This window comes from Bacillus sp. cl95 (genome assembly GCF_900115925.1).
In the GTDB taxonomy this organism is placed as follows: domain Bacteria; phylum Bacillota; class Bacilli; order Bacillales; family Cytobacillaceae; genus Neobacillus_A.
Window position 1 is genome coordinate 21,005 of the sequence record NZ_FOYF01000008.1, and the last position, 19,585, is coordinate 40,589.

Below are 19,585 nucleotides of genomic sequence, written 5' to 3' on the forward strand. Positions count from 1 at the left end.
TTTGAAGTTCATTACTTAGGGAGGCTGTTTTAGTGGGCTAATATGCTAATCATTGTTTATTGGTTCTACAATTTGTTCTCTTGTAGGAGACCCATATTGTTGATTAATTTCTTCTGCCAAAGCATCTAATACTTCATCAGATAGTAATGGATTATTTTCTTTAAACATGTTAATCCTCCTTTTGAAAAGCGTTTCGTGTTCATTTCTTCTATGGCAGGGAATACGATCTACATTACGTATATTTACCCTTTTTTAGGGTTTTTATCTATTTCCATAAGAATCGTTTTTTGTACTTTTTTTCTTTTATTGCGAAAAACTCCGTTTAAGTGGGTAATATAAAAGGTATCAACATGATTAGGCGGTGAGTAATAAATGATTTCATCCATAAAAAGGTTTTTAATTGGGCGACCACTGAAGTCCAACGAATTAGGAGAACAGAAACTTAACAAAACAAAAGCACTAGCGATCCTTTCTTCCGATGCTCTTTCATCAGTGGCATATGGTCCTGAACAAATATTGATCGTTTTGGTTACGATAGGAGCAGCAGCATTTTGGTACTCCATACCTATCGCGATCGGTGTATTAATTCTTTTAACAGCTCTCATATTGTCTTATAGACAAATTATCTTTGCCTATCCTCATGGAGGGGGAGCCTACGTTGTTTCAAAAAACAACCTAGGAGTGAATGCTGGCTTAATCGCTGGAGGCTCTCTTTTGGTGGACTACATCTTAACGGTTGCGGTAAGTGTGTCTGCGGGAACTGATGCTATTACATCTGCCTTTCCGAATTTACATGATTTCAATGTGGAGATTGCCATTATTTTTGTGGTTTTCATCACTATATTAAACCTAAGAGGAGTAACGGAGTCTGCATCGGTATTAGCTTACCCCGTCTACTTATTCGTTTTAGCCTTATTCATTTTAATTGGTGTGGGTCTTTACAAGATTCTAACAGGAGGAGTTGCGCCTGAATTACACACACCAATAGGCACCCCTGTGGCTGGGATTAGTTTGTTTATTCTTTTAAGGGCGTTTGCTTCGGGAAGTTCTGCCTTAACTGGGGTAGAAGCCATTTCAAATGCAATTCCAAACTTTAAAGATCCAGCACCTAATAATGCTTCAAAAACATTAATGGCGATGGGAGCCTTATTAGCCATCTTATTCTCAGGGATTGTTTATTTAGCTTACTATTATGGAATTTCTCCTAGGGCAGAAGTTACTGTTGTATCGCAAATTGCAGAGGAAACTTTCGGACGGAATTTCATGTACTTTTTCATACAAGGAACTACAGCTCTAATATTAATACTCGCAGCAAACACAGGTTATTCAGCTTTTCCATTACTAGCAGTTAATCTTGCGAAAGATAAATTTATCCCAAGGATGTTTCTTAGTAGAGGAGACCGATTAGGTTACTCGAATGGTATCATCATACTTGGAATCACCTCAATCCTTTTAATAGTAGCTTTTCATGCTGAAACCGAGCATCTCATTCCACTTTACGCAGTAGGAGTGTTCATTCCATTTACGTTGTCCCAGACGGGAATGATACTAAAATGGATTCGGGAGAAGCCACAAGGATGGCTTCCCAAACTAGTGATAAATTCGATAGGTGCTTTGATTAGTTTCATTGTCACAATCATGTTCTTCTTAACGAAATTTACTCAAGTATGGTCGATCTTAGTTTTTCTGCCTATCATAATTTTTATTTTCTACCGAATAAAGAATCATTATGACGCAGTAGGAGATCAACTGAGGATTACGACTTGTGAGCCCGCAGTGCCGATTGAAGGAAATGTCATCATTGTACCAGTGGCAGGCATCACACATGTGGTAGAGAATTCAATAAATTATGCAAAATCTCTTTCGCCAAATCAAATTATTGCGGTTTACGTTGCTTTTGAAAGGCAGAATGAACATATATTTGAAGAAAAATGGAAGAAGTGGCAGCCTGATGTCAGACTCGTGACCCTGCACTCTCATTACAGAAGCATCATTCAACCGTTAACGAAGTTTGTTGATACAGTTGAACATAAAGCGAGTGAAGCCAACTACCGAGTTACCGTTGTCATCCCGCAATTTATTCCGAAACGTAGCTGGGAGAACATTCTTCATAATCAATCGAGCTTACTGATTCGTTCCTTCTTGCTGTTTCGCAGAAACGTAATTGTCACTACTGTTCCTTATCATCTGAAAAAATAACAGGTTTCTATAGACAATCATAGGTTTGATTTTGGAATCAATTTGCAATTTTGGATAAATGCCAGAAATAAGCATCTCGAAGCTTCTGGATCAAACGAATAGTATATGTCTCAGATGATATCTAAAACATGATTTTCGAAATAGCTGCATTTCTGTGCAGCTTTTTCATTTTAAAAAAACGAGCCAGTGATTCTTACATTGTGAACAAATATACTTAAACTAACAGGGGCGATGCTTCAAAAACGAGGAATCGCTTTTTCCTTCTTCAAGTAATGGGTCAGGTTACTTGAAGAAGGAATTTTAATATTATTGTGGAATGATTTACCTTAGTAATGGTTTTGGTCGGTTGGTCTTACGATTATTTACCTAAAGATAAGGGAGACTTTTCATGGTAAGAAAAAAGAAAAGATTAGAGGTAGCTTTTCCTAGTTGTAATGAGTTTCACCCGTCATTCATAGAAAAAATGATAAATCAACTCGATGAAAGCGGCAGTGAATTATTAGGAGAACCGCTTGTAAATTGCATTTGGGGCTTCACTATTGACGGAGTTGATGTGGTATTTGATGAAGAGGGAAATGGTTATACATTGTTATCTATTGTGGATTGGAGAAGTATGGGGAAAGATGTTGGAATAAAATGGAGCTCTCCAATGAAAAAGAGAGTCTCCCCAATAAGTAATGTTGCTGAGTTAAATATAACATTTAGCTGGTGTGCAGATTTTCCGATAGAGGAATTAAGGATAAAAACCAAGAAAAAAACTGTTATTGTAGACTCAGTATCATTTCCATTTGATGTTGAGTATTCGGGTTTTATTGAATCAGATATACTAATTGAAGTAGCTTTATGTAAAAAAGGAAACGACGACGATAAACAACAGATAGATCATACATTAAAGCAAGCTTATAAAGATTGGAACATTGAAGCAAAAAACATATCTGGCCAATTGATAAAATCTATGAGGTATATAAGGAAATCAAGAAATAGGTATATTTTTTATTTTGATTTGGGTAGTAGCGGCAACAAAGCAATCCACTTTCTTATTCAATCATTAGCAACTAACAAAAATTTGTGCATATCAAAAATATTTGTAAAGCAAACATAATTTTTCATTAACGGATGAGTAGTTTAAGATCCAGTGGTCCAATTATTCCTTAATAACTGAATGAAATCATAGGAACTTTACATTTCCCTGAAAAAATAAAATGTTAAGAGAGGGACACATCTGTCTCTCGCTTTTTATATGGTTTTTCTCTATTATGGAAGCTGATTTTTATGATGAGACGAGAAATTCGTTGATTGTATAATAAAGAATCTTAATTGGGAATTAAGAATAAAATATCTATAATTTGTAAGAAAATTCTATATAATAGAATTAGGGTATCATAGGGGATCTGCGGTGCTCTATTTTTATTAGATAAATAGATGGAGGGGGAAACATTCAATGTCTAATGATACTGAGGTTGTATTAGATAAAGGAAAACAAAATGATTCAAAAATGAAATTAGAAAGAAAAGTAGAACGGAAAGAGGGAGAACCGACTCCAGCTTACATAGGAGCATCTTGGGCAGCGTTGATAGTAGGTGTTACGGCTTATCTTATAGGCTTGTATAACGCAACGATGCAACTAAACGAAAAAGGATATTACTTTGCCGTTTTAGTATTCGGACTCTATTCAGCGGTATCTTTACAAAAAGCCGTAAGAGATAAAGATGAGGGAATACCCGTTACTAATATTTATTACGGGATTAGTTGGTTTGCACTTATTATATCTATTTCTTTAATGGTCATCGGATTATACAATGCAGGAAGTATCGTTTTAAGTGAAAAAGGGTTTTATGGTATGGCATTTGTTCTCAGTTTATTTGCAGCCATAACGGTTCAAAAGAATATTAGAGATGGACAGAGGGCAAGAGAAAGAGATTGAGTTAGTTTCAAATGATTACAACTCAACTAATGTTTAACTAGTGGAACATTACATTATCTGAAAAGTTAAAGGCAGTCTTCATTTATGGAGACTGTCTTTTCTTTTTAACGAAAGGCTGTTTTCGCATTGATTGTAGCTTTTCGTATGGTTCACTCATCTCGCTCTTTTTGTGGCTTCGTGGCTCTTTTCGAGAAGTTTCTGAACCGAGGTTTCATAACAAATCGTAAAAATCCAAAAGCCGATTTTTACTCTTGCTTGTGAAAACAACAAAGTTTACGAAAAGAGCCTAACGAAAAAAGAAAAAGCAGCCGCAGCTGCTTTTTTTAACTATTTATAGCCCAAGTGCTTCGTTAGCGAGCATTAATCCGGCTGCCTTATTTTCATTCCAAATGGAGTCGAAATAACTTACTGGAACAGGCTTTCCGTATGTGAAAGGTGAGATTTCAGGTGTGAAGCCTGGCATCTTCATATCTTGGATGAACCAGTCCGTATATCCGCCACCACTAGGATTCGTAGTAGGCTTAACAAGGCTGTATCCAGTCATATTTTTGTATTTCATGGCAATATTATAATCGCGATTATAAGTCCCGCTTCCTTGTTTGAAATACCAGTAAAGGATTTCACCAGAAGAGTGGTATGCAGTAGCGATTTTGAAGTTATGTGCTTTTGTAAAGTTGTAAACTGCCAATGCTTCAGGTTCGCTTAGAGGTTTTGTACCTTTAAAGTTGGATGGAGCAGGTTTTCCAGTATTCCCTGAGATGGTCGCCCAGTCAGCAGGGTATTGGCGGTTAAGATCGACACCGCGGATATTTGCTTTCCATTCTGAAAAATCGTGGCTGTTTTTATTCAACATCAATAGATACGATGGATTCTGCGCGCTATAAGCACCTTTTTGTACAAGCGTCACTCCATCAGGATTGACCATTGGCACAAACCACATGGAAGTTTTATTTAATAAGTTTTTTACACTGTAGCCTGAAAGAGTTGTCCCATTTGTATAGGAATGGATGTATTGATCGGCCATTTCCATTAATAGATTCGTAGTCATATGCTCGCGGGCATGGTGAGAACCATTCAAGAAAATCTCTTTTTCACCTTTCCCCAATTTAAAAGCATAAATATTTCTTCCATCTACAGATTTCCCGATAATTTGAACCTTCACTAAGTCAGGATAATACTTTTGGAACAATCCGATATCTGAAACCATTTCCTCATATGTGTATACTTTACGAGGATTTACGATGTCAGGAATCCAAACACCGCTTCTTCCTAGGTAAAATCCATCTACATAAGTGTCCTGTGCAAGAACCCCATTTTTATATGAATAGTACCATTTCGAATCAACTTGATACCATCCAGTTGCCATCACGCCAGATGACTGAAGGTAGTACCATTTGTTATCTTCCCAATGCCAGCCGATCTTCATCGTGCCATCCTTGTTTAGGAAATACCACTTATTATTCCATTTCAACCAGCCAGTATCCATGGCGCCATCAGCTGCTGGATCTAGGAAATACCATTTACCTTGATCTTTTACCCAACCGGTCTGTAAAGCACCAGTATCGGCTAAATAATACCACTTATACTTGCTGTAAACCCAGCCTGTTCTCATTGAACCGTCATTATTGAGATAGTACCATTTCGTTCCGTCCTGCAACCATCCCGTTTTTCTTACACCGGTTTTAGCGTCGAAATAGTACCACTTACCTTCAATATTGGCCCATTTTGTTTGCATGATCCCTGTTTCAGGTAAAAGGTAATACCATTTCGTACCTTCTTGTAGCCATCCGGCGTGTCTTTCACCTGTTTGGGGATTGAAGTAATACCACTTGCTGTCGAACTGAGTCCAACCATTTTGGAGGCGAACACCAGTCGTTTCATTTAAGTAATACCATTTCCCCTCGATTTGAACGTGTCCGAATTGCTTTTTACCTGTTTCAATATCAAGGTAGTACCACTTGTTTTCAACGTTTAGCCAACCCGTTACCATTGCTCCAGTTTCAGGGTCAAGATAATAGGAAGAGCCTTCATCTTCTAACCAACCGTTTTGTCGAGCTCCAGTTTCCTCATCGAAAAAATACCATTTTGACTCAATCTCTTGCCATCCTTTGGCTTTTTCATTATTGATGTAGTAATACCAAAATTCGCCTTCTTTTACCCAGCCCTCATTTGTCGACTGAGTTACTTGTTGTTGTGGCTGCGAGGTCACATTACCCTGATTCGTCTCTGCAGTAGAGGAAGTGCCTTCCGCAAACGCATTCAAAGGATACAACAACGAATTACACAATAGTACCGATACTGCTAGTTTCTTCATTAATTGATGTCTCCCTATGATTAGTTTTTTTGCCGCTTACAATTATAGCAACCTATCAATTTAGTTTGCTACTAAAAACGACAAAATGAGCCAAATGTTACACTTTCAAAAGTTTTATTAGGGAGATGGGCTTTATTCAAACTTGTCACTTTTGAGATAGGCAAAACGGATTAGGAAAATATTTTTGTAAGCATAAAGAATTCTATTTCCTTTTTGTGATTTCAGGAGTATCATATGCAATAGTTTCGTATTTCTAAATCGCTGAAACCATTCGGTACGGGGGAACCATTTGGATGAAATTAATCCGTGGGGTGAATCCTTAAATAGGTAGGGCTACTCAAGGGCCCAAATCCGACAGCTAACCTCGTAAGCGTCATATTGAGAAGGAAGGTGGAACTTGTTAGACAAAATTTCTATGTCGGCAGGTCTATTTACTAAGGACTTGCGGGCATTTTTTTGTTTATTAAAGGAAATATCAAAGGAAAATAGACTCATACTTTTAAGATTACTAGGAAGGTGCAACATCAGTGCTAAATTCATTCAAAAGATTTTTAATAGGAAGACCGTTAAAATCAAATGCATTAGGAGAACAGAAACTTAATAAAAAGAAAGCATTGGCCATTCTGTCTTCCGATGCATTATCATCCGTGGCATATGGCCCCGAACAAATATTAATCGTTTTACTTACGATAAGCGCAGCTGCGTTTTGGTATAGCATTCCGATTGCAGTGGGAGTATTGGTTCTGTTACTGGCTCTTATTCTATCTTATAGACAAATCATTTTTGCTTACCCTCATGGTGGGGGAGCCTATGTCGTATCAAAAGAAAATCTTGGTGTTAATCCTGGATTAATTGCCGGTGGATCTCTTTTGGTTGACTATATTTTAACTGTTGCAGTAAGTGTTTCTGCTGGAACCGATGCGATTACCTCTGCTTTCCCAGAATTGCATACACATAATGTAGGGATTTCGATTATCTTTGTAATACTGATCACAATATTGAATTTGAGGGGCGTCACAGAGTCTGCTTCTTTCCTTGCATATCCTGTATACTTGTTTGTTTTGGCCTTATTCATCTTGATTGGTGTGGGGATTTACAAAGTACTAACAGGCGACGTTTCAGCGGAGTTGCACACACCGATCGGTACTCCTGTGGCGGGAGTCAGCTTGTTTTTACTTTTAAGAGCTTTTGCATCTGGAAGTTCTGCCTTAACAGGGGTTGAAGCCATTTCAAATGCCATCCCGAACTTCAAGGATCCCGCACCAAAGAATGCGGCTAAAACATTAGTGGCAATGGGTTCCTTGCTGGCAGTCTTGTTTTCAGGAATCGTTTTTCTTGCTTACTATTATGGAATTACACCAATCGCCGAGGAGACGGTCGTTTCCCAGATTGCCGAAGAGACGTTTGGCCGGAATTTCATGTACTTCTTTATTCAAGGTACAACCGCTTTGATTCTCATTTTAGCTGCTAATACGGGATATACGGCTTTTCCATTGCTGGCAGTGAATCTGGCAAAAGATAAGTTTATTCCTAGAATGTTTACGCTAAGAGGGGATCGCTTAGGTTATTCAAATGGGATCATTATTCTTGGAATTTCATCTATTCTCCTCATTGTTGCTTTTGGAGGTCATACTGAACACTTGATTCCTTTATATGCTGTAGGGGTATTCATTCCCTTTACAATGTCTCAGTCCGGCATGATGCTCAAATGGCTTCGCGAAAAGCCAGAGGGTTGGGTACCGAAATTCATTATCAATACAACCGGAGCTTTGATTAGCCTAGTTGTAACTTTGATGTTCTTTTTTACTAAATTCCAGCAGGTTTGGTCTGTGTTAGTGTTCCTGCCAATCATCATCTTTATTTTTCACAGAATTAAAAAGCATTATGATGCGGTAGGGGACCAACTAAGAGTAGCGACATGTGAACCTCCAGTTCCGATTGAAGGAAATGTGTTCATCGTTCCTGTTGCGGGAATCACACATGTCGTTGAGAATTCAATCAACTATGCAAAGTCTTTAGGAGCCGAGCAAATTATTGCTGTTTATGTGGCTTTTGATAGAGAAGAGGAAAAAAAGTTCGAGGAGAAATGGGAGAAGTGGCAGCCGGATGTAAGGCTCGTTACGCTTCACTCTCATTACAGAAGTATCATTCAACCGCTTACCAAGTTTGTCGATATCGTCCAACATAAAGCAAGTGAAACCAATTATCGGGTGACGGTTGTGATTCCACAATTTATTCCTAAAGAAGGTTGGCACAATATCCTTCATAATCAATCCAGTTTCTTAATCAGGGCGTTTCTGCTTTATCGCCGTGATGTCATTGTGACCACGGTCCCATATCACTTGAAAAAATAAAGTCAAAACCACTGCATTTTTTGCGGTGGTTTTTCATTTCTAGTGTTCTTAATAATCGACACTCCCACAGCTTATGAGATAAAATGGGACTAATAAAACACTGGAATTATAGTTGGTTGGTAGGGAGAGATCTATATGCATAGAAATAAGGAGTTGTACGATTTCCTTTTAGATAAAACCTGGGGTTTAACCGAAGCTTGGTACGAAAATCTAGATAAGAGTGATTCTGCTGGTGTATATGCTTCACAAGATCCGAAAGTAATTAACACTGTGAAGCAACAAAATTATGCCTTTCACAAAAAATTCTGCGAAGTTTTTAATATGGAAGAAGCTGTTTTCTTTAAAGATTTCGAAGAGTGGATTTTGGATGTTGCGCGCGATGAAGGGCATGTTAACACGCCCATTCATCTCATACTTCGTGAATTCTTTCGAACACAAGATCAGTATATTGAATTGATTAATCAATTTCAGGAATTGCATGACGGAGAATATCCGAAAAGTGAGGTTAATTCTTGGTATCAGATTGTCATCAAGACATTTGGAAAGATTATGTTATGGTTTACACAGGAATATAATGATCACTCTCAAAGAAGATTGAAGGCTCAACAGGAGTTGATTTTGGAGTTAAGTTCTCCAGTCATTTCTTTAAGCAAAGATATCGCATTGTTGCCGCTCGTTGGCGACATTGATACTACCCGTGCAAAGATTATTCTTGAAAATACATTAGAACAATGTGCAAAACTAGGAGTCAACCAACTATGTGTGGATTTATCCGGTGTTGTAATAATTGACACGATGGTGGCTCATAAGCTTTTTCAACTTTTCGACGCGTTGAATTTAATTGGAGTGAAAACAACTCTTTCCGGTTTAAGACCTGAAATTGCTCAGACGGCTGTTCAGTTAGGTCTCAAATTTGAGAAAGTTAGCATTCAATCGACACTTTCGAAGGCTATCCAATCAACTAGAATGTAATGATATGAAATATACCCAAGTAATGCAGGGTGGGAATACCTGTGTCACTTGGGAGTTTTTTTTTCTTAGGCTCTGTTAAACTTGCCTGTTGATTTCCGCTCCAATCAACAAAATGCAGATGAGGGATCTGACTTGAGTCTAAAAAGTATATAAACTGGTATTATGTTATACTTTTATGATAGGTAAGAATCTATCATTTCATTTTAGTTTGTTGAAGGAGGAATTGGGTGTATACCGTTTTTTCAACATTTGACGTTCCCGATGAGAAATCCGAGGAAGTAATTTCTATATACAAAAATCGTTCTCGATCGGTTGATGAGGCCGATGGATTTGTTGATTTTCTATTATTGCAAAACGATAAGCGCCCCGGAGAATTGACGGTACAACTCATTTTTGAAACAAAGAATGACTACCTGAATTGGGTAAGAAGTGAAGATTTTAAACGATTACATGATTTGGAAAAGAAATATCCAGATCAGGAATTGGCTGCTGTCATTCCAAAAGTGACGCAGTATAAGGTGGTGGCCCGATGAATGCTTTCAACTCCATTGTTGATAAAGTGACTGAAATGATTTATGAGCGGGAGCCGTCCCTATTAGAGCGTTACGGCGAAAGAGGTAAAGAAAAGTGCCGTGAAGATAATCATCATCACATGAAGCACCTTCAGACTGCTTTTGAATTAGATAATCAAACTTTTTTCACGGATTATGCAATATGGCTTGATGGTATTCTTACGAAACATGGAATGACTTCTAAGCTTTTAATAGATAATTTCAATTTTATCCTAGATGTATTAGATGAAAATGAGGATTCCTTAACTCCACAACAAAAGCAAAGTTATACAACATATTTAACTGCTGCTATCGGTGTTCTGGAAGGCAAGAGTGTGAAGGAGGGGTCATGATGTATGATTACTCTCAACTCTCCAATTTTTTGCTAGATGGTGACCATCAAAAAGTTTGGGATTATATCAAGAATCATGGGGATTTATCGCAACTGGAAATCTATCAAAATATGATCACACCTGCCATGCATCATATTGGATACCTTTGGGAAAATAATAAAATCACTGTCGCCGATGAGCACCTCGCTACAGCTACATGCGATTTTGTTCTTTCAAGACTCGCTTACGAGCCATCCGTAAAACCTGCCAAGAGAGATACTCGATTCAAAGCCATGTTTCTTTGTCTTGAAGAAGAGCAACATTATCTAGGTTTAAAGATGGCCAACAGCCTGTTTAAGGAAAATGATTGGGATACGAAGTATTTTGGCCCTAATCTTCCGCTCGAATATGCTTTAAAGTCAGCGAAGGAATGGAAGCCTCATGTCATAGGCCTGTCCGTTTCCATTGTCTATCACTTACCGAAATTAAGAAATTATACAAACGAATTTAGTAAGCTTTCCAATCAGCCTGTCGTTCTTCTTGGCGGCCGCTTAACAGAAAACTATGACCTTCGTCCATACTGTTCTCCACAAACGATCATCATGAAAAATCTACCGGAAATGAAGCAGTGGCTTCATGAATACCCATCTGAGGAAAAGCTAGATGCAATATTTTGAACATCAACTACCACTCCCATATATAAAAATAGATAAACAAGGTAACATCATTAGTTACTCATATCTAGCCCGCGAAACTTTTGATTTAAGTGACGCGATACTTACAAGCATCGTGGATGAAGAAAGTGTGGACAAGCTAGTTAAACACAGTTTGCTAACATCCACGGTAACTAAAATGGAATTGAATATGAAAACAAAGCTGAATCCGCTTGCTTTGTTTGAAATCCATATCAATTGGGATATATCAGGATATGGCCATATTCTCTTTATTGCAAAGGACAGTTCCAATCTGGAGTTAATCCAGAAAGTGATGTTTCTTCAGCAAAGGATTGCGACAACCGATTTTGAGTTGTTTGAGAAGAAGGAAGAAATTGAACACATCCTCATTCGATTAAACGAACTATCAGGTCCGTTCATCCCGCTTTCCGATTCGATGTGTTTTATTCCTATTTTCGGTGATATTACCGAAGAAAAGATCCATGTCATTTCGGATAATTGTCTTCAGTCCGTTTTTGCCGGTGAGTATGAAGAAATCTTTTTTGATTTCACGGCGGTTGGAGAGGTTCACACATCCGGTATCGAGAAATTAACGAGGCTTTTAAAGACGTTATTTTTCATGACGGGCGGAGTTATCAAGGTTATTGGCTTGAAACCGAATCTTGTTAAAATCCTTCACCATTATAAAATAGATGAGTTTGTGGATTTTGACCATTCGTTAAGCGAAGTTTTAAAAGAGCACTATAAATGAGACGATTAAAAGCAAGAGCCTGTGAGGGTTCTTGTTTTTTTGTGCTTCAAATAAAGTAGCATGGTGCATGTTTTGGGATCGATTATCCAAAAATATAGGGAAAATGTGACCTTTTTTTATTCCTTACTCGTTATATAAAGATTGGCAGAAAATTAAGGCTTAAATTTGCTCTCTTTGGATTAAAAAAGCTGATCATTTAAGATTCGGAGGAACTTAGGAAGGAAGTTTCGGATTTTTTAAGCTTGTTTTTTGAGGCTTATCGCCAATTTCAAAAATGTAATCGCCTGTTTTCTGAGCCTAATCTCTGTTTTCAAATATCTAATCGCTAAGTTCATAAAATGGCATCCAAAAGTATTGAAAACTAGGTAACTCTCATTCAAATCCGAAAAGTGAAACATCATGAGTTAAAATTCGGAAAATTTTTTATGCTATTCGTTGACATTCAAACGAACTTTTGAATATGATATATTCAAACGAATATTTGAATGTTAGGCGGTGGGTGTATGAAGGAACATGACGTTTGTGAAATCTCCTGTGTGGAACGCGATAAAGTAGGACGCGTTCAGGAACAGCTTTCTAATAAGAATACATTTGAAGTGGCAAAGTTATTTAAGGCGCTTGCCGATGAAACCCGGGTAAAGATAGCATATGCACTGACGCTTGAAGAGGAACTGTGCGTGTGCGACGTTGCTCATTTAGTAGGTGCTTCAACAGCAACGGCTTCACATCATCTTCGGTCACTTAAGAGCCTTGGTTTGGCTAAGTACCGTAAAGAGGGCAAGCTTGTCTATTATTCCCTTGATGATGATCATGTTAAACAACTTATTAGCATTGCGTTTGAGCATCAGGAAGAGGTGAGGAATCGTGACGGAGAGCAATAGCTTAAGTGCTGAAAAGCATGTGTACCGTGTGCAAGGTTTTTCCTGAGCAGGCTGTGCAAAGACATTCGAAAAGAATGTCAAACACCTGGATGGTGTAATAGATGCAAAAGTTAATTTCGGAGCTGCGAAGCTAACGGTTTATGGCCAGACAACAGTTGAGAAGCTGGAAAAGGCGGGTGCCTTTGAAAATCTGGTTCTGACACCTGAAAATGGCGAGCAATTACCTGAAAAGAGAGTTCCATTTATGAAAAAGCATGGCAGATTGGTTGCTTCATTACTATTCATGCTGCTGGCATATATCTCTTCCTCACTAAATGGAGAAAGTGCGATTCCGACGATTGCCGGATTCTTGGTGGCCATCTTGATTGGCGGGTACTCTCTGTTTAAGACAGGACTGCAAAACTTGTTCCGTTTCGAATTTGACATGCGGACTCTGATGACGATCGCGATTGTTGGGGCTGCTTTTATCGGAGAGTGGAGTGAAGGCGCCGTTGTCGTCATCCTGTTCGCGATTAGCGAAGCGCTTGAAAAATATTCAATGGACCGAGCGCGAGCGTCCATTCGGTCCTTGATGGATATTGCCCCGAAGGAAGCTCTCGTTCGTCGTAATGGCCATGAAATCTTGGTAGGTGTCACTGATATCGAAATCGGCGATGTGATGATTGTGAAGCCAGGGCAAAAAATCGCCATGGACGGTGTGGTCTTCAAAGGTTCTTCTGCTGTCAATCAGGCGGCGATTACGGGTGAATCCGTTCCGGCTGAGAAGTCAACGGGTGATGAGGTGTTTGCAGGAACCCTGAACGAAGAAGGGTTACTTGAAATCGAAGTGACGAAACGAACGGAAGATACAACGATTAGCAAAATTATACACCTTGTTGAGGAGGCTCAGGCAGAACGTGCTCCTTCTCAGGCGTTTGTTGATAAGTTTGCCAAGTACTACACGCCGGTCATCATCGTTGTGGCGGCTCTTGTGGCTATCGTTCCGCCGCTAATATTCGGAGCGGAGTGGCATTTGTGGATTTACCAAGGATTATCCGTTCTGGTTGTTGGATGTCCATGTGCGTTGGTAGTTTCTACCCCTGTTGCGATTGTGACGGCAATTGGGAATGCTGCCCGACATGGTGTATTGATCAAAGGTGGGATTTATTTAGAAGAAGCCGGAAGTTTAAAGGCAGTTGCTTTCGATAAAACAGGCACGCTTACACGCGGGGTTCCAGCCGTTACTGACTTCGTTTTGGTTGATGGAAATAAAAACGAAGCGGAAGTCTTGGCCCGATTGGCAGCTCTCGAGTCTCGGTCACAGCATCCGCTTGCATCAGCGATCACAAAGAGAGCGGAGCAAAATAACGTTGATTTTAAAAGCATGGAAGTGGAAGAGTTCACTTCTATTACTGGAAAAGGGTTAACGGGAAAAATCGATGGTGTGCAGTATTTGGTCGGTAATTTGAGGTTGTTTGAGGGGATTTCAACTGAACTTAAGACTAGGGTGGCAGAGCTTCAAGATATGGGAAATACCGTGATGATTTTCGGTACAGAGAAGGACGTTCTTGCTTTGGTGGCGGTGGCTGATGAGGTACGTGAGAGCAGTAAGGACGTCATTCAGAAGCTGCATCAGCTCGGTATTGAGAAGACGATTATGCTGACTGGTGATAATGAAGGAACGGCTAAAGCAATTGGTACTCAGGTGGGCGTTACGGATATCCGAGCGGAACTACTTCCTGCCGATAAACTAGAGGCAATTAAAGTTTTGCGTAATGAGTACGGTATGGTGGCGATGGTTGGTGATGGGATCAATGATGCGCCTGCACTGGCGTCGGCAACGGTAGGGATTGCGATGGGTGGTGCCGGGACGGATACGGCTCTGGAAACAGCGGATATCGCGCTGATGGGTGATGATTTGCAGAAGCTTCCGTTCATGTTGAAATTGAGCAGGAAAGCGATGAGGATCATCAAACAGAATATTACCTTCTCTTTGGCTATTAAAATCATTGCCCTTCTACTTGTTGTACCAGGTTGGCTTACTTTATGGATAGCGATTTTCGCCGATATGGGCGCAACCTTGATTGTTACGTTAAATGGATTGAGGTTGTTAAGGGTAAAAGATTAAGTCCCTATTCGTAACTTTGTAGTTATGAAGCCGCTTTTAAAACAATGGGCATGTTAAAGTACATTGTTAACAGAGCCAAAACAATAAGTACTCTAGAGTTTAGAATTTTATATTGAGGAAAAGAGAACGAAATAAGAATCTATACGTGTTGTTGATTTTTGCGTAAAAGCAACAATCAATGCGAATACATGCAAGATGATTGTGTAAGGGGGGCATGGGGGATGAATAATCAATGGAATCGACTTGTGTATAAAGGTTGGGCGCCGGTTTACGATCATTTTTTCAACAAAGGGCCATTTGCTAAGGCGCGTAAAAATGTCTTTCAGTCGCTTTCTTTTCAAAAAGGGCAAAAGGTTCTGTTTGTTGGGGTTGGCACTGGTGCTGACTTGGATTATATTCCTGTCGAGGATTTAGACATTACTGCTATTGATTATTCTCCTGAGATGCTCGAACGGGCTAGACAAAGGTTTTCACATGCGTCGATTACTTACAACGTGATGGATGCGCAGCAGCTGGAATTGGCATCAGATTCGTTTGATTATGTGATTGCCAGTTTGATTGTGTCCGTTGTGCCTGATAGTGAAAGGGCATTTGCGGAAATGCAGAGGGTTGTAAAGCCCGGTGGACAGATTATCATTTTTGATAAGTTTGCTAAACGCGGCGAAAGGTTATCTATCGGTAAGAAGCTGATTCGTCCAGTTGTCGGTTTGTTAGGTACCGACATCGGAGTCAGTTTCGAGAATTTGTTTAAAGGTCAGCGGAACAATCTCGAACTGCTTGAAGATAAAGATGTGATTTTTCGAGGAATGTATCGCCGTATCCTTTTGAGAAAAAATAGATAGACCTTACACGGAGGAGAAGTGTTATGGGACATCACCATCATCATGGTCATTCGCATGGCCACCATCACGGGCATGGGCATCATCATAGCGGCAATAAAAAAGCGCTGTTTCTGTCCTTTCTTCTAATTGCCGGTTTCATGGTTGTTGAAGTAATTGGCGGATTCTTGACGAACAGCTTAGCATTGCTTTCTGATGCGGGACATATGTTAAGTGACGCAGCGGCGCTCGGCTTGAGTTTCTTTGCACTAAAGCTTGGGGAAAAACAAGGGTCGAAAAGTAAGACGTTTGGTTATAAACGGTTTGAAATCATTGCGGCTGCTTTAAATGGAATTACGCTCATTTTGATTTCTGCTTATATTTTTTACGAAGCCATTCATCGATTCTTTGAACCTCAAGAAGTTCAGAGTATGGGCATGGTAACCATCTCTACGATTGGATTGATTGTGAATATCGTAGCTGCCTGGATTTTGATGAAGGGCGACAAGGATGACAATTTGAACGTACGCAGTGCGTTCCTGCATGTGCTTGGTGATTTGCTAGGATCGGTTGGCGCGATTGTTGCCGGACTCTTAATCTTACTTTTCGGATGGACGATTGCGGATCCCATCGCAAGTGTGATTGTAGCTGTCTTAATCATCATCAGCGGCTGGAGGGTGACGAAGGATTCCTTCCACGTGTTGATGGAAGGGACACCTGAACAGGTTGAAATAGAAAAGGTGAAAACGGCTTTAACCAATCTGCCTGGTGTGTGTGATGTACATGATTTGCATGTATGGACGATTACTTCAGGTTATCCGGTTCTTAGCTGTCATGTGGTCATATCGGATGCTGATCATGATGAAGTGCTTCATGAAGCTCAAAAACTGCTGCATGATGATTTTTCAATCGAGCACAGCACGATTCAAGTGGAACGGAAAGAGAGCGGCTGTCCTAGTCCTCACGGTACCTGTAATTAGAGGTGAGTAAGGCAAAAAGGAGAACTGCCTTGATTTACTTGGCCTGGTTTCATAAAATAGGGAGTAAGGAAAAAATATACTGATAAGAATTTGGCGGGGTGCTAAGTATGATTCAAATTTTATCTGCCCTTTTTTTGCCTGGCTTGCTCGTCCTCCTTTTTACAAGGGTGACATACAATCGTTTCATCGGCTTAATTTTGACGGTCGCTTTAATTGCGGCCTCGGCTTATAAAGGATATACAAATACGTGGATGTTGATCATCCTCGATGCTATTTCACTCACAGGTGGCTTCTGGTATGCGGCAAGATGGAAACCGAAACCTGTTAGTGGTAATGTAACTGAATGATTTTTCTTGTGGCCTGCTGAATGAGATTCGGCAGGTTTTTTTATGGAGGGAAAGTGTCGGAGAATGGTTTCGCAAGAATGTGTGGTGTTTCGCAAGAATGTGTGGTGTTTTCGCAAGATTAGGTTTTTTTTCGCAAGAATGTCTGCGTGTTTCGCAAGATAGAAATATTTTATCCTAAATTTTCCAGTTGGTGCCTGTGCTAGCTAATATGAGATGAGAATCTAGCTGTTTTAATCGTATTGAATAAAATATATAGAATAAACGTTCGTATATTGTTGGTTTGTTTTAAGAGGTTTGTGGTAGAATGGTAAATATAAGAATAATGAAACATCTACGTCCGGCAGCATGTACATATCCACAAAAAAACATTAGTTTTGGAAAACTGGAGGCTGTTTTGTGAAGGAACAATTTGAATTAGTGTCAAAGTATACGCCGCAAGGAGATCAGCCCGAGGCGATCCGTCAGCTTGTTGAAGGCATTCGTCAAGGCAAGCGCCATCAAACATTGCTTGGAGCAACAGGGACGGGTAAGACATTCACGGTTTCCAATGTCATAAAAGAAGTGACAAAGCCGACGCTTGTCATCGCCCATAATAAAACGCTGGCTGGTCAGCTATATAGTGAGTTTAAAGAATTTTTTCCGAATAACGCTGTCGAGTATTTCGTAAGCTACTACGATTATTATCAACCGGAAGCGTATGTGCCGCAAACAGATACTTTTATCGAAAAAGATGCGAGCATCAACGATGAAATTGATAAACTTCGTCACTCAGCGACATCCTCTCTTTTTGAGCGGAAAGATGTCATTATCATTGCCAGTGTTTCGTGCATTTACGGTTTAGGTTCTCCTGAAGAGTATCGTGAAATGGTGCTGTCGCTCAGAACGGGTATGGAGATTGAGCGCAATAAGTTGTTGCATCGTCTTGTTGATATTCAATATGAGCGTAATGATATAGATTTTAAGCGTGGTACGTTCCGTGTTCGCGGTGATGTGGTCGAGATTTTCCCCGTTTCACGCGATGAGCATTGCATGCGCGTCGAATTTTTCGGAGATGAAATTGATCGTATCCGAGAAGTAGACGCCTTAACGGGCGAAATTATCGGTGAACGTGATCATGTGGCCATTTTCCCGGCTTCCCACTTCGTAACCCGTGAAGAGAAGCTTAATGTTGCCATTGAAAATATTGAAAAAGAGCTGGAAGAACGCCTCGTTGAACTGAAGGAGCAGAACAAACTCCTTGAAGCGCAGCGTCTTGAACAGCGTACACGTTATGATCTCGAAATGATGCGGGAAATGGGCTTTTGTTCCGGAATCGAAAACTACTCGCGCCATTTGACATTAAGACCGGCGGGAGCGACTCCTTATACATTGCTTGATTATTTTCCAGATGATTTCATGATTGTCGTCGATGAGTCACATGTTACATTGCCGCAAATCAGGGGTATGTTTAATGGTGACCAAGCACGTAAGCAGGTTCTCGTTGATCATGGATTCCGTCTGCCTTCGGCAATGGATAACCGTCCATTGACATTCCAGGAATTTGAACGCTATATGTCGCAAAATATCTATGTTTCCGCGACACCTGGTCCGTATGAACTTGAACATACACCAGAAATGGTTCAGCAAATCATTCGTCCGACTGGATTGCTTGATCCGACGATTGAAGTACGACCAATTGAAGGTCAGATTGATGATTTGATTGGAGAAATCCAGGAACGCGTGAAAAAGAATGAGCGTGTGCTGATTACGACCCTGACGAAGAAAATGTCCGAGGACTTGACTGATTATTTGAAGGAAATTGGTATCAAAGTTCAGTATCTTCATTCAGAAGTAAAGACGCTTGAGCGGATTGAGATTATTCGTGAATTGCGGATGGGTAAATACGATGTACTTGTCGGAATTAACTTGTTAAGAGAAGGAATTGATATTCCGGAAGTATCGCTTGTGACGATTTTGGATGCCGATAAAGAAGGCTTCCTTCGTTCAGAGCGTTCATTGATCCAGACGATTGGCCGTGCAGCGCGAAATTCAAATGGTCATGTCATTATGTATGCTGATAAAATGACGAATTCAATGACTGTAGCAATAGAAGAAACTAAGCGTCGCCGTGCCATCCAGGAAGAGTACAATGCGAAGCATGGCATTACACCAACGACGATACAAAAAGCGATTCGTGATTCCATTCGTGCCACGCATGCGGCCGAGGATCAGGAAGAATATACACCAGCAGCGAAGATTGGCAAGCTATCAAAGAAAGAAAAGGAACGCTTGCTAGGCGATATGGAAAAAGAAATGAAAGAAGCGGCCAAAGCGCTTAACTTTGAGCGTGCAGCTGAGCTTCGTGATTTAATACTAGAGTTGAAAGCGGAAGGATGACGTAA

The 19,585-nt window shown here is 40.0% G+C and carries 17 protein-coding genes and 1 riboswitch; of the genes, 15 read left to right on the forward strand and 2 right to left on the reverse strand.

The window, feature by feature from the left end; all coding sequences use genetic code 11:
* Positions 1-45: 45 nt before the first annotated feature.
* Entirely contained in the window at positions 46-168 is a 123-nt protein-coding gene (locus BMZ31_RS18075) for a hypothetical protein (protein ID WP_090833341.1), read from the reverse strand.
* 204 nt (positions 169-372) lie between these two features.
* On the opposite strand from BMZ31_RS18075, the gene BMZ31_RS18080 reads away from it, so the two are divergent.
* The 3 genes from BMZ31_RS18080 to yiaA all read left to right on the forward strand — a co-directional run bounded on the left by BMZ31_RS18080 (position 373) and on the right by yiaA (position 4,123).
* Positions 373-2,199 carry an APC family permease gene (locus BMZ31_RS18080; RefSeq protein ID WP_090833342.1) on the forward strand — a complete coding sequence of 609 codons (1,827 nt, stop codon included), beginning with the start codon at positions 373-375 and terminating at the stop codon, positions 2,197-2,199.
* Positions 2,200-2,587: 388 nt separating this feature from the next.
* Positions 2,588-3,301 carry a hypothetical protein gene (locus tag BMZ31_RS18085; RefSeq protein WP_090833343.1) on the forward strand — a complete coding sequence of 238 codons (714 nt, stop codon included), beginning with the start codon at positions 2,588-2,590 and terminating at the stop codon, positions 3,299-3,301.
* Positions 3,302-3,640: 339 nt separating this feature from the next.
* Positions 3,641-4,123 carry an inner membrane protein YiaA gene (gene yiaA / locus BMZ31_RS18090; protein ID WP_090833344.1) on the forward strand — a complete coding sequence of 161 codons (483 nt, stop codon included), beginning with the start codon at positions 3,641-3,643 and terminating at the stop codon, positions 4,121-4,123.
* A gap of 331 nt (positions 4,124-4,454) precedes the next feature.
* Here the strand turns inward: yiaA and BMZ31_RS18095 are convergent, their stop codons facing one another.
* Entirely contained in the window at positions 4,455-6,437 is a 1,983-nt protein-coding gene (locus BMZ31_RS18095) for a M14 family zinc carboxypeptidase (RefSeq protein ID WP_090833345.1), read from the reverse strand.
* Between the two features lie 249 nt (positions 6,438-6,686).
* A riboswitch (cyclic di-AMP (ydaO/yuaA leader) is annotated at positions 6,687-6,825 on the forward strand.
* Between the two features lie 139 nt (positions 6,826-6,964).
* On the opposite strand from BMZ31_RS18095, the gene BMZ31_RS18100 reads away from it, so the two are divergent.
* The 12 genes from BMZ31_RS18100 to uvrB all read left to right on the forward strand — a co-directional run bounded on the left by BMZ31_RS18100 (position 6,965) and on the right by uvrB (position 19,580).
* Positions 6,965-8,791, forward strand: a complete 1,827-nt coding sequence (locus tag BMZ31_RS18100; RefSeq protein WP_090833346.1) for an APC family permease — start codon at positions 6,965-6,967, stop codon at positions 8,789-8,791.
* A gap of 135 nt (positions 8,792-8,926) precedes the next feature.
* Positions 8,927-9,763 (forward strand): STAS domain-containing protein, encoded by an 837-nt coding sequence (locus BMZ31_RS18105; RefSeq protein WP_090833347.1) that lies wholly within the window; start codon positions 8,927-8,929, stop codon positions 9,761-9,763.
* Positions 9,764-9,990: 227 nt separating this feature from the next.
* Positions 9,991-10,296 (forward strand): antibiotic biosynthesis monooxygenase family protein, encoded by a 306-nt coding sequence (locus tag BMZ31_RS18110; protein WP_090833348.1) that lies wholly within the window; start codon positions 9,991-9,993, stop codon positions 10,294-10,296.
* A complete protein-coding gene (locus BMZ31_RS18115; protein WP_090833349.1) occupies positions 10,293-10,667 on the forward strand; it encodes a globin family protein in 375 nt (124 codons plus the stop codon). Before BMZ31_RS18110 ends, BMZ31_RS18115 begins: the two co-directional genes overlap by 4 nt.
* Positions 10,664-11,323, forward strand: a complete 660-nt coding sequence (locus BMZ31_RS18120; protein ID WP_254778915.1) for a cobalamin B12-binding domain-containing protein — start codon at positions 10,664-10,666, stop codon at positions 11,321-11,323. The genes BMZ31_RS18115 and BMZ31_RS18120 overlap by 4 nt, the downstream gene beginning before the upstream one ends.
* Positions 11,310-12,071 (forward strand): STAS domain-containing protein, encoded by a 762-nt coding sequence (locus BMZ31_RS18125; protein ID WP_090833351.1) that lies wholly within the window; start codon positions 11,310-11,312, stop codon positions 12,069-12,071. The genes BMZ31_RS18120 and BMZ31_RS18125 overlap by 14 nt, the downstream gene beginning before the upstream one ends.
* A gap of 503 nt (positions 12,072-12,574) precedes the next feature.
* Positions 12,575-12,952, forward strand: a complete 378-nt coding sequence (locus BMZ31_RS18130) for an ArsR/SmtB family transcription factor (protein ID WP_090833352.1) — start codon at positions 12,575-12,577, stop codon at positions 12,950-12,952.
* A complete protein-coding gene (locus BMZ31_RS18135) occupies positions 12,936-15,059 on the forward strand; it encodes a heavy metal translocating P-type ATPase (RefSeq protein ID WP_090833353.1) in 2,124 nt (707 codons plus the stop codon). The genes BMZ31_RS18130 and BMZ31_RS18135 overlap by 17 nt, the downstream gene beginning before the upstream one ends.
* Before the next feature lie 221 nt (positions 15,060-15,280).
* Complete coding sequence (locus tag BMZ31_RS18140; protein WP_090833354.1) at positions 15,281-15,901, forward strand: class I SAM-dependent methyltransferase; 621 nt, start codon at positions 15,281-15,283, stop codon at positions 15,899-15,901.
* A gap of 23 nt (positions 15,902-15,924) precedes the next feature.
* Positions 15,925-16,857, forward strand: coding sequence for a cation diffusion facilitator family transporter (locus BMZ31_RS18145; RefSeq protein WP_090833355.1), 933 nt, complete (start codon positions 15,925-15,927; stop codon positions 16,855-16,857).
* A gap of 107 nt (positions 16,858-16,964) precedes the next feature.
* Positions 16,965-17,204: a CsbA family protein gene (locus tag BMZ31_RS18150; RefSeq protein ID WP_090833356.1), complete on the forward strand. Its 240-nt coding sequence runs from the start codon at positions 16,965-16,967 to the stop codon at positions 17,202-17,204.
* 396 nt (positions 17,205-17,600) lie between these two features.
* Positions 17,601-19,580, forward strand: a complete 1,980-nt coding sequence (gene uvrB, locus BMZ31_RS18155; RefSeq protein ID WP_090833357.1) for an excinuclease ABC subunit UvrB — start codon at positions 17,601-17,603, stop codon at positions 19,578-19,580.
* The last annotated feature ends 5 nt before the right edge of the window (positions 19,581-19,585 follow it).

Bases quoted from the DNA above. Each gene is read 5' to 3' on its own strand.
- BMZ31_RS18075 (WP_090833341.1), bottom strand. From the start codon at position 168: ATGTTTAAAGAAAATAATCCATTACTATCTGATGAAGTATTAGATGCT.
- BMZ31_RS18080 (WP_090833342.1), top strand. From the start codon at position 373: ATGATTTCATCCATAAAAAGGTTTTTAATTGGGCGACCACTGAAGTCC.
- BMZ31_RS18085 (WP_090833343.1), top strand. From the start codon at position 2,588: ATGGTAAGAAAAAAGAAAAGATTAGAGGTAGCTTTTCCTAGTTGTAAT.
- yiaA (WP_090833344.1), top strand. From the start codon at position 3,641: ATGTCTAATGATACTGAGGTTGTATTAGATAAAGGAAAACAAAATGAT.
- BMZ31_RS18095 (WP_090833345.1), bottom strand. From the start codon at position 6,437: ATGAAGAAACTAGCAGTATCGGTACTATTGTGTAATTCGTTGTTGTAT.
- BMZ31_RS18105 (WP_090833347.1), top strand. From the start codon at position 8,927: ATGCATAGAAATAAGGAGTTGTACGATTTCCTTTTAGATAAAACCTGG.
- BMZ31_RS18115 (WP_090833349.1), top strand. From the start codon at position 10,293: ATGAATGCTTTCAACTCCATTGTTGATAAAGTGACTGAAATGATTTAT.
- BMZ31_RS18120 (WP_254778915.1), top strand. From the start codon at position 10,664: ATGATGTATGATTACTCTCAACTCTCCAATTTTTTGCTAGATGGTGAC.
- BMZ31_RS18125 (WP_090833351.1), top strand. From the start codon at position 11,310: ATGCAATATTTTGAACATCAACTACCACTCCCATATATAAAAATAGAT.
- BMZ31_RS18130 (WP_090833352.1), top strand. From the start codon at position 12,575: ATGAAGGAACATGACGTTTGTGAAATCTCCTGTGTGGAACGCGATAAA.
- BMZ31_RS18140 (WP_090833354.1), top strand. From the start codon at position 15,281: ATGAATAATCAATGGAATCGACTTGTGTATAAAGGTTGGGCGCCGGTT.
- BMZ31_RS18145 (WP_090833355.1), top strand. From the start codon at position 15,925: ATGGGACATCACCATCATCATGGTCATTCGCATGGCCACCATCACGGG.
- BMZ31_RS18150 (WP_090833356.1), top strand. From the start codon at position 16,965: ATGATTCAAATTTTATCTGCCCTTTTTTTGCCTGGCTTGCTCGTCCTC.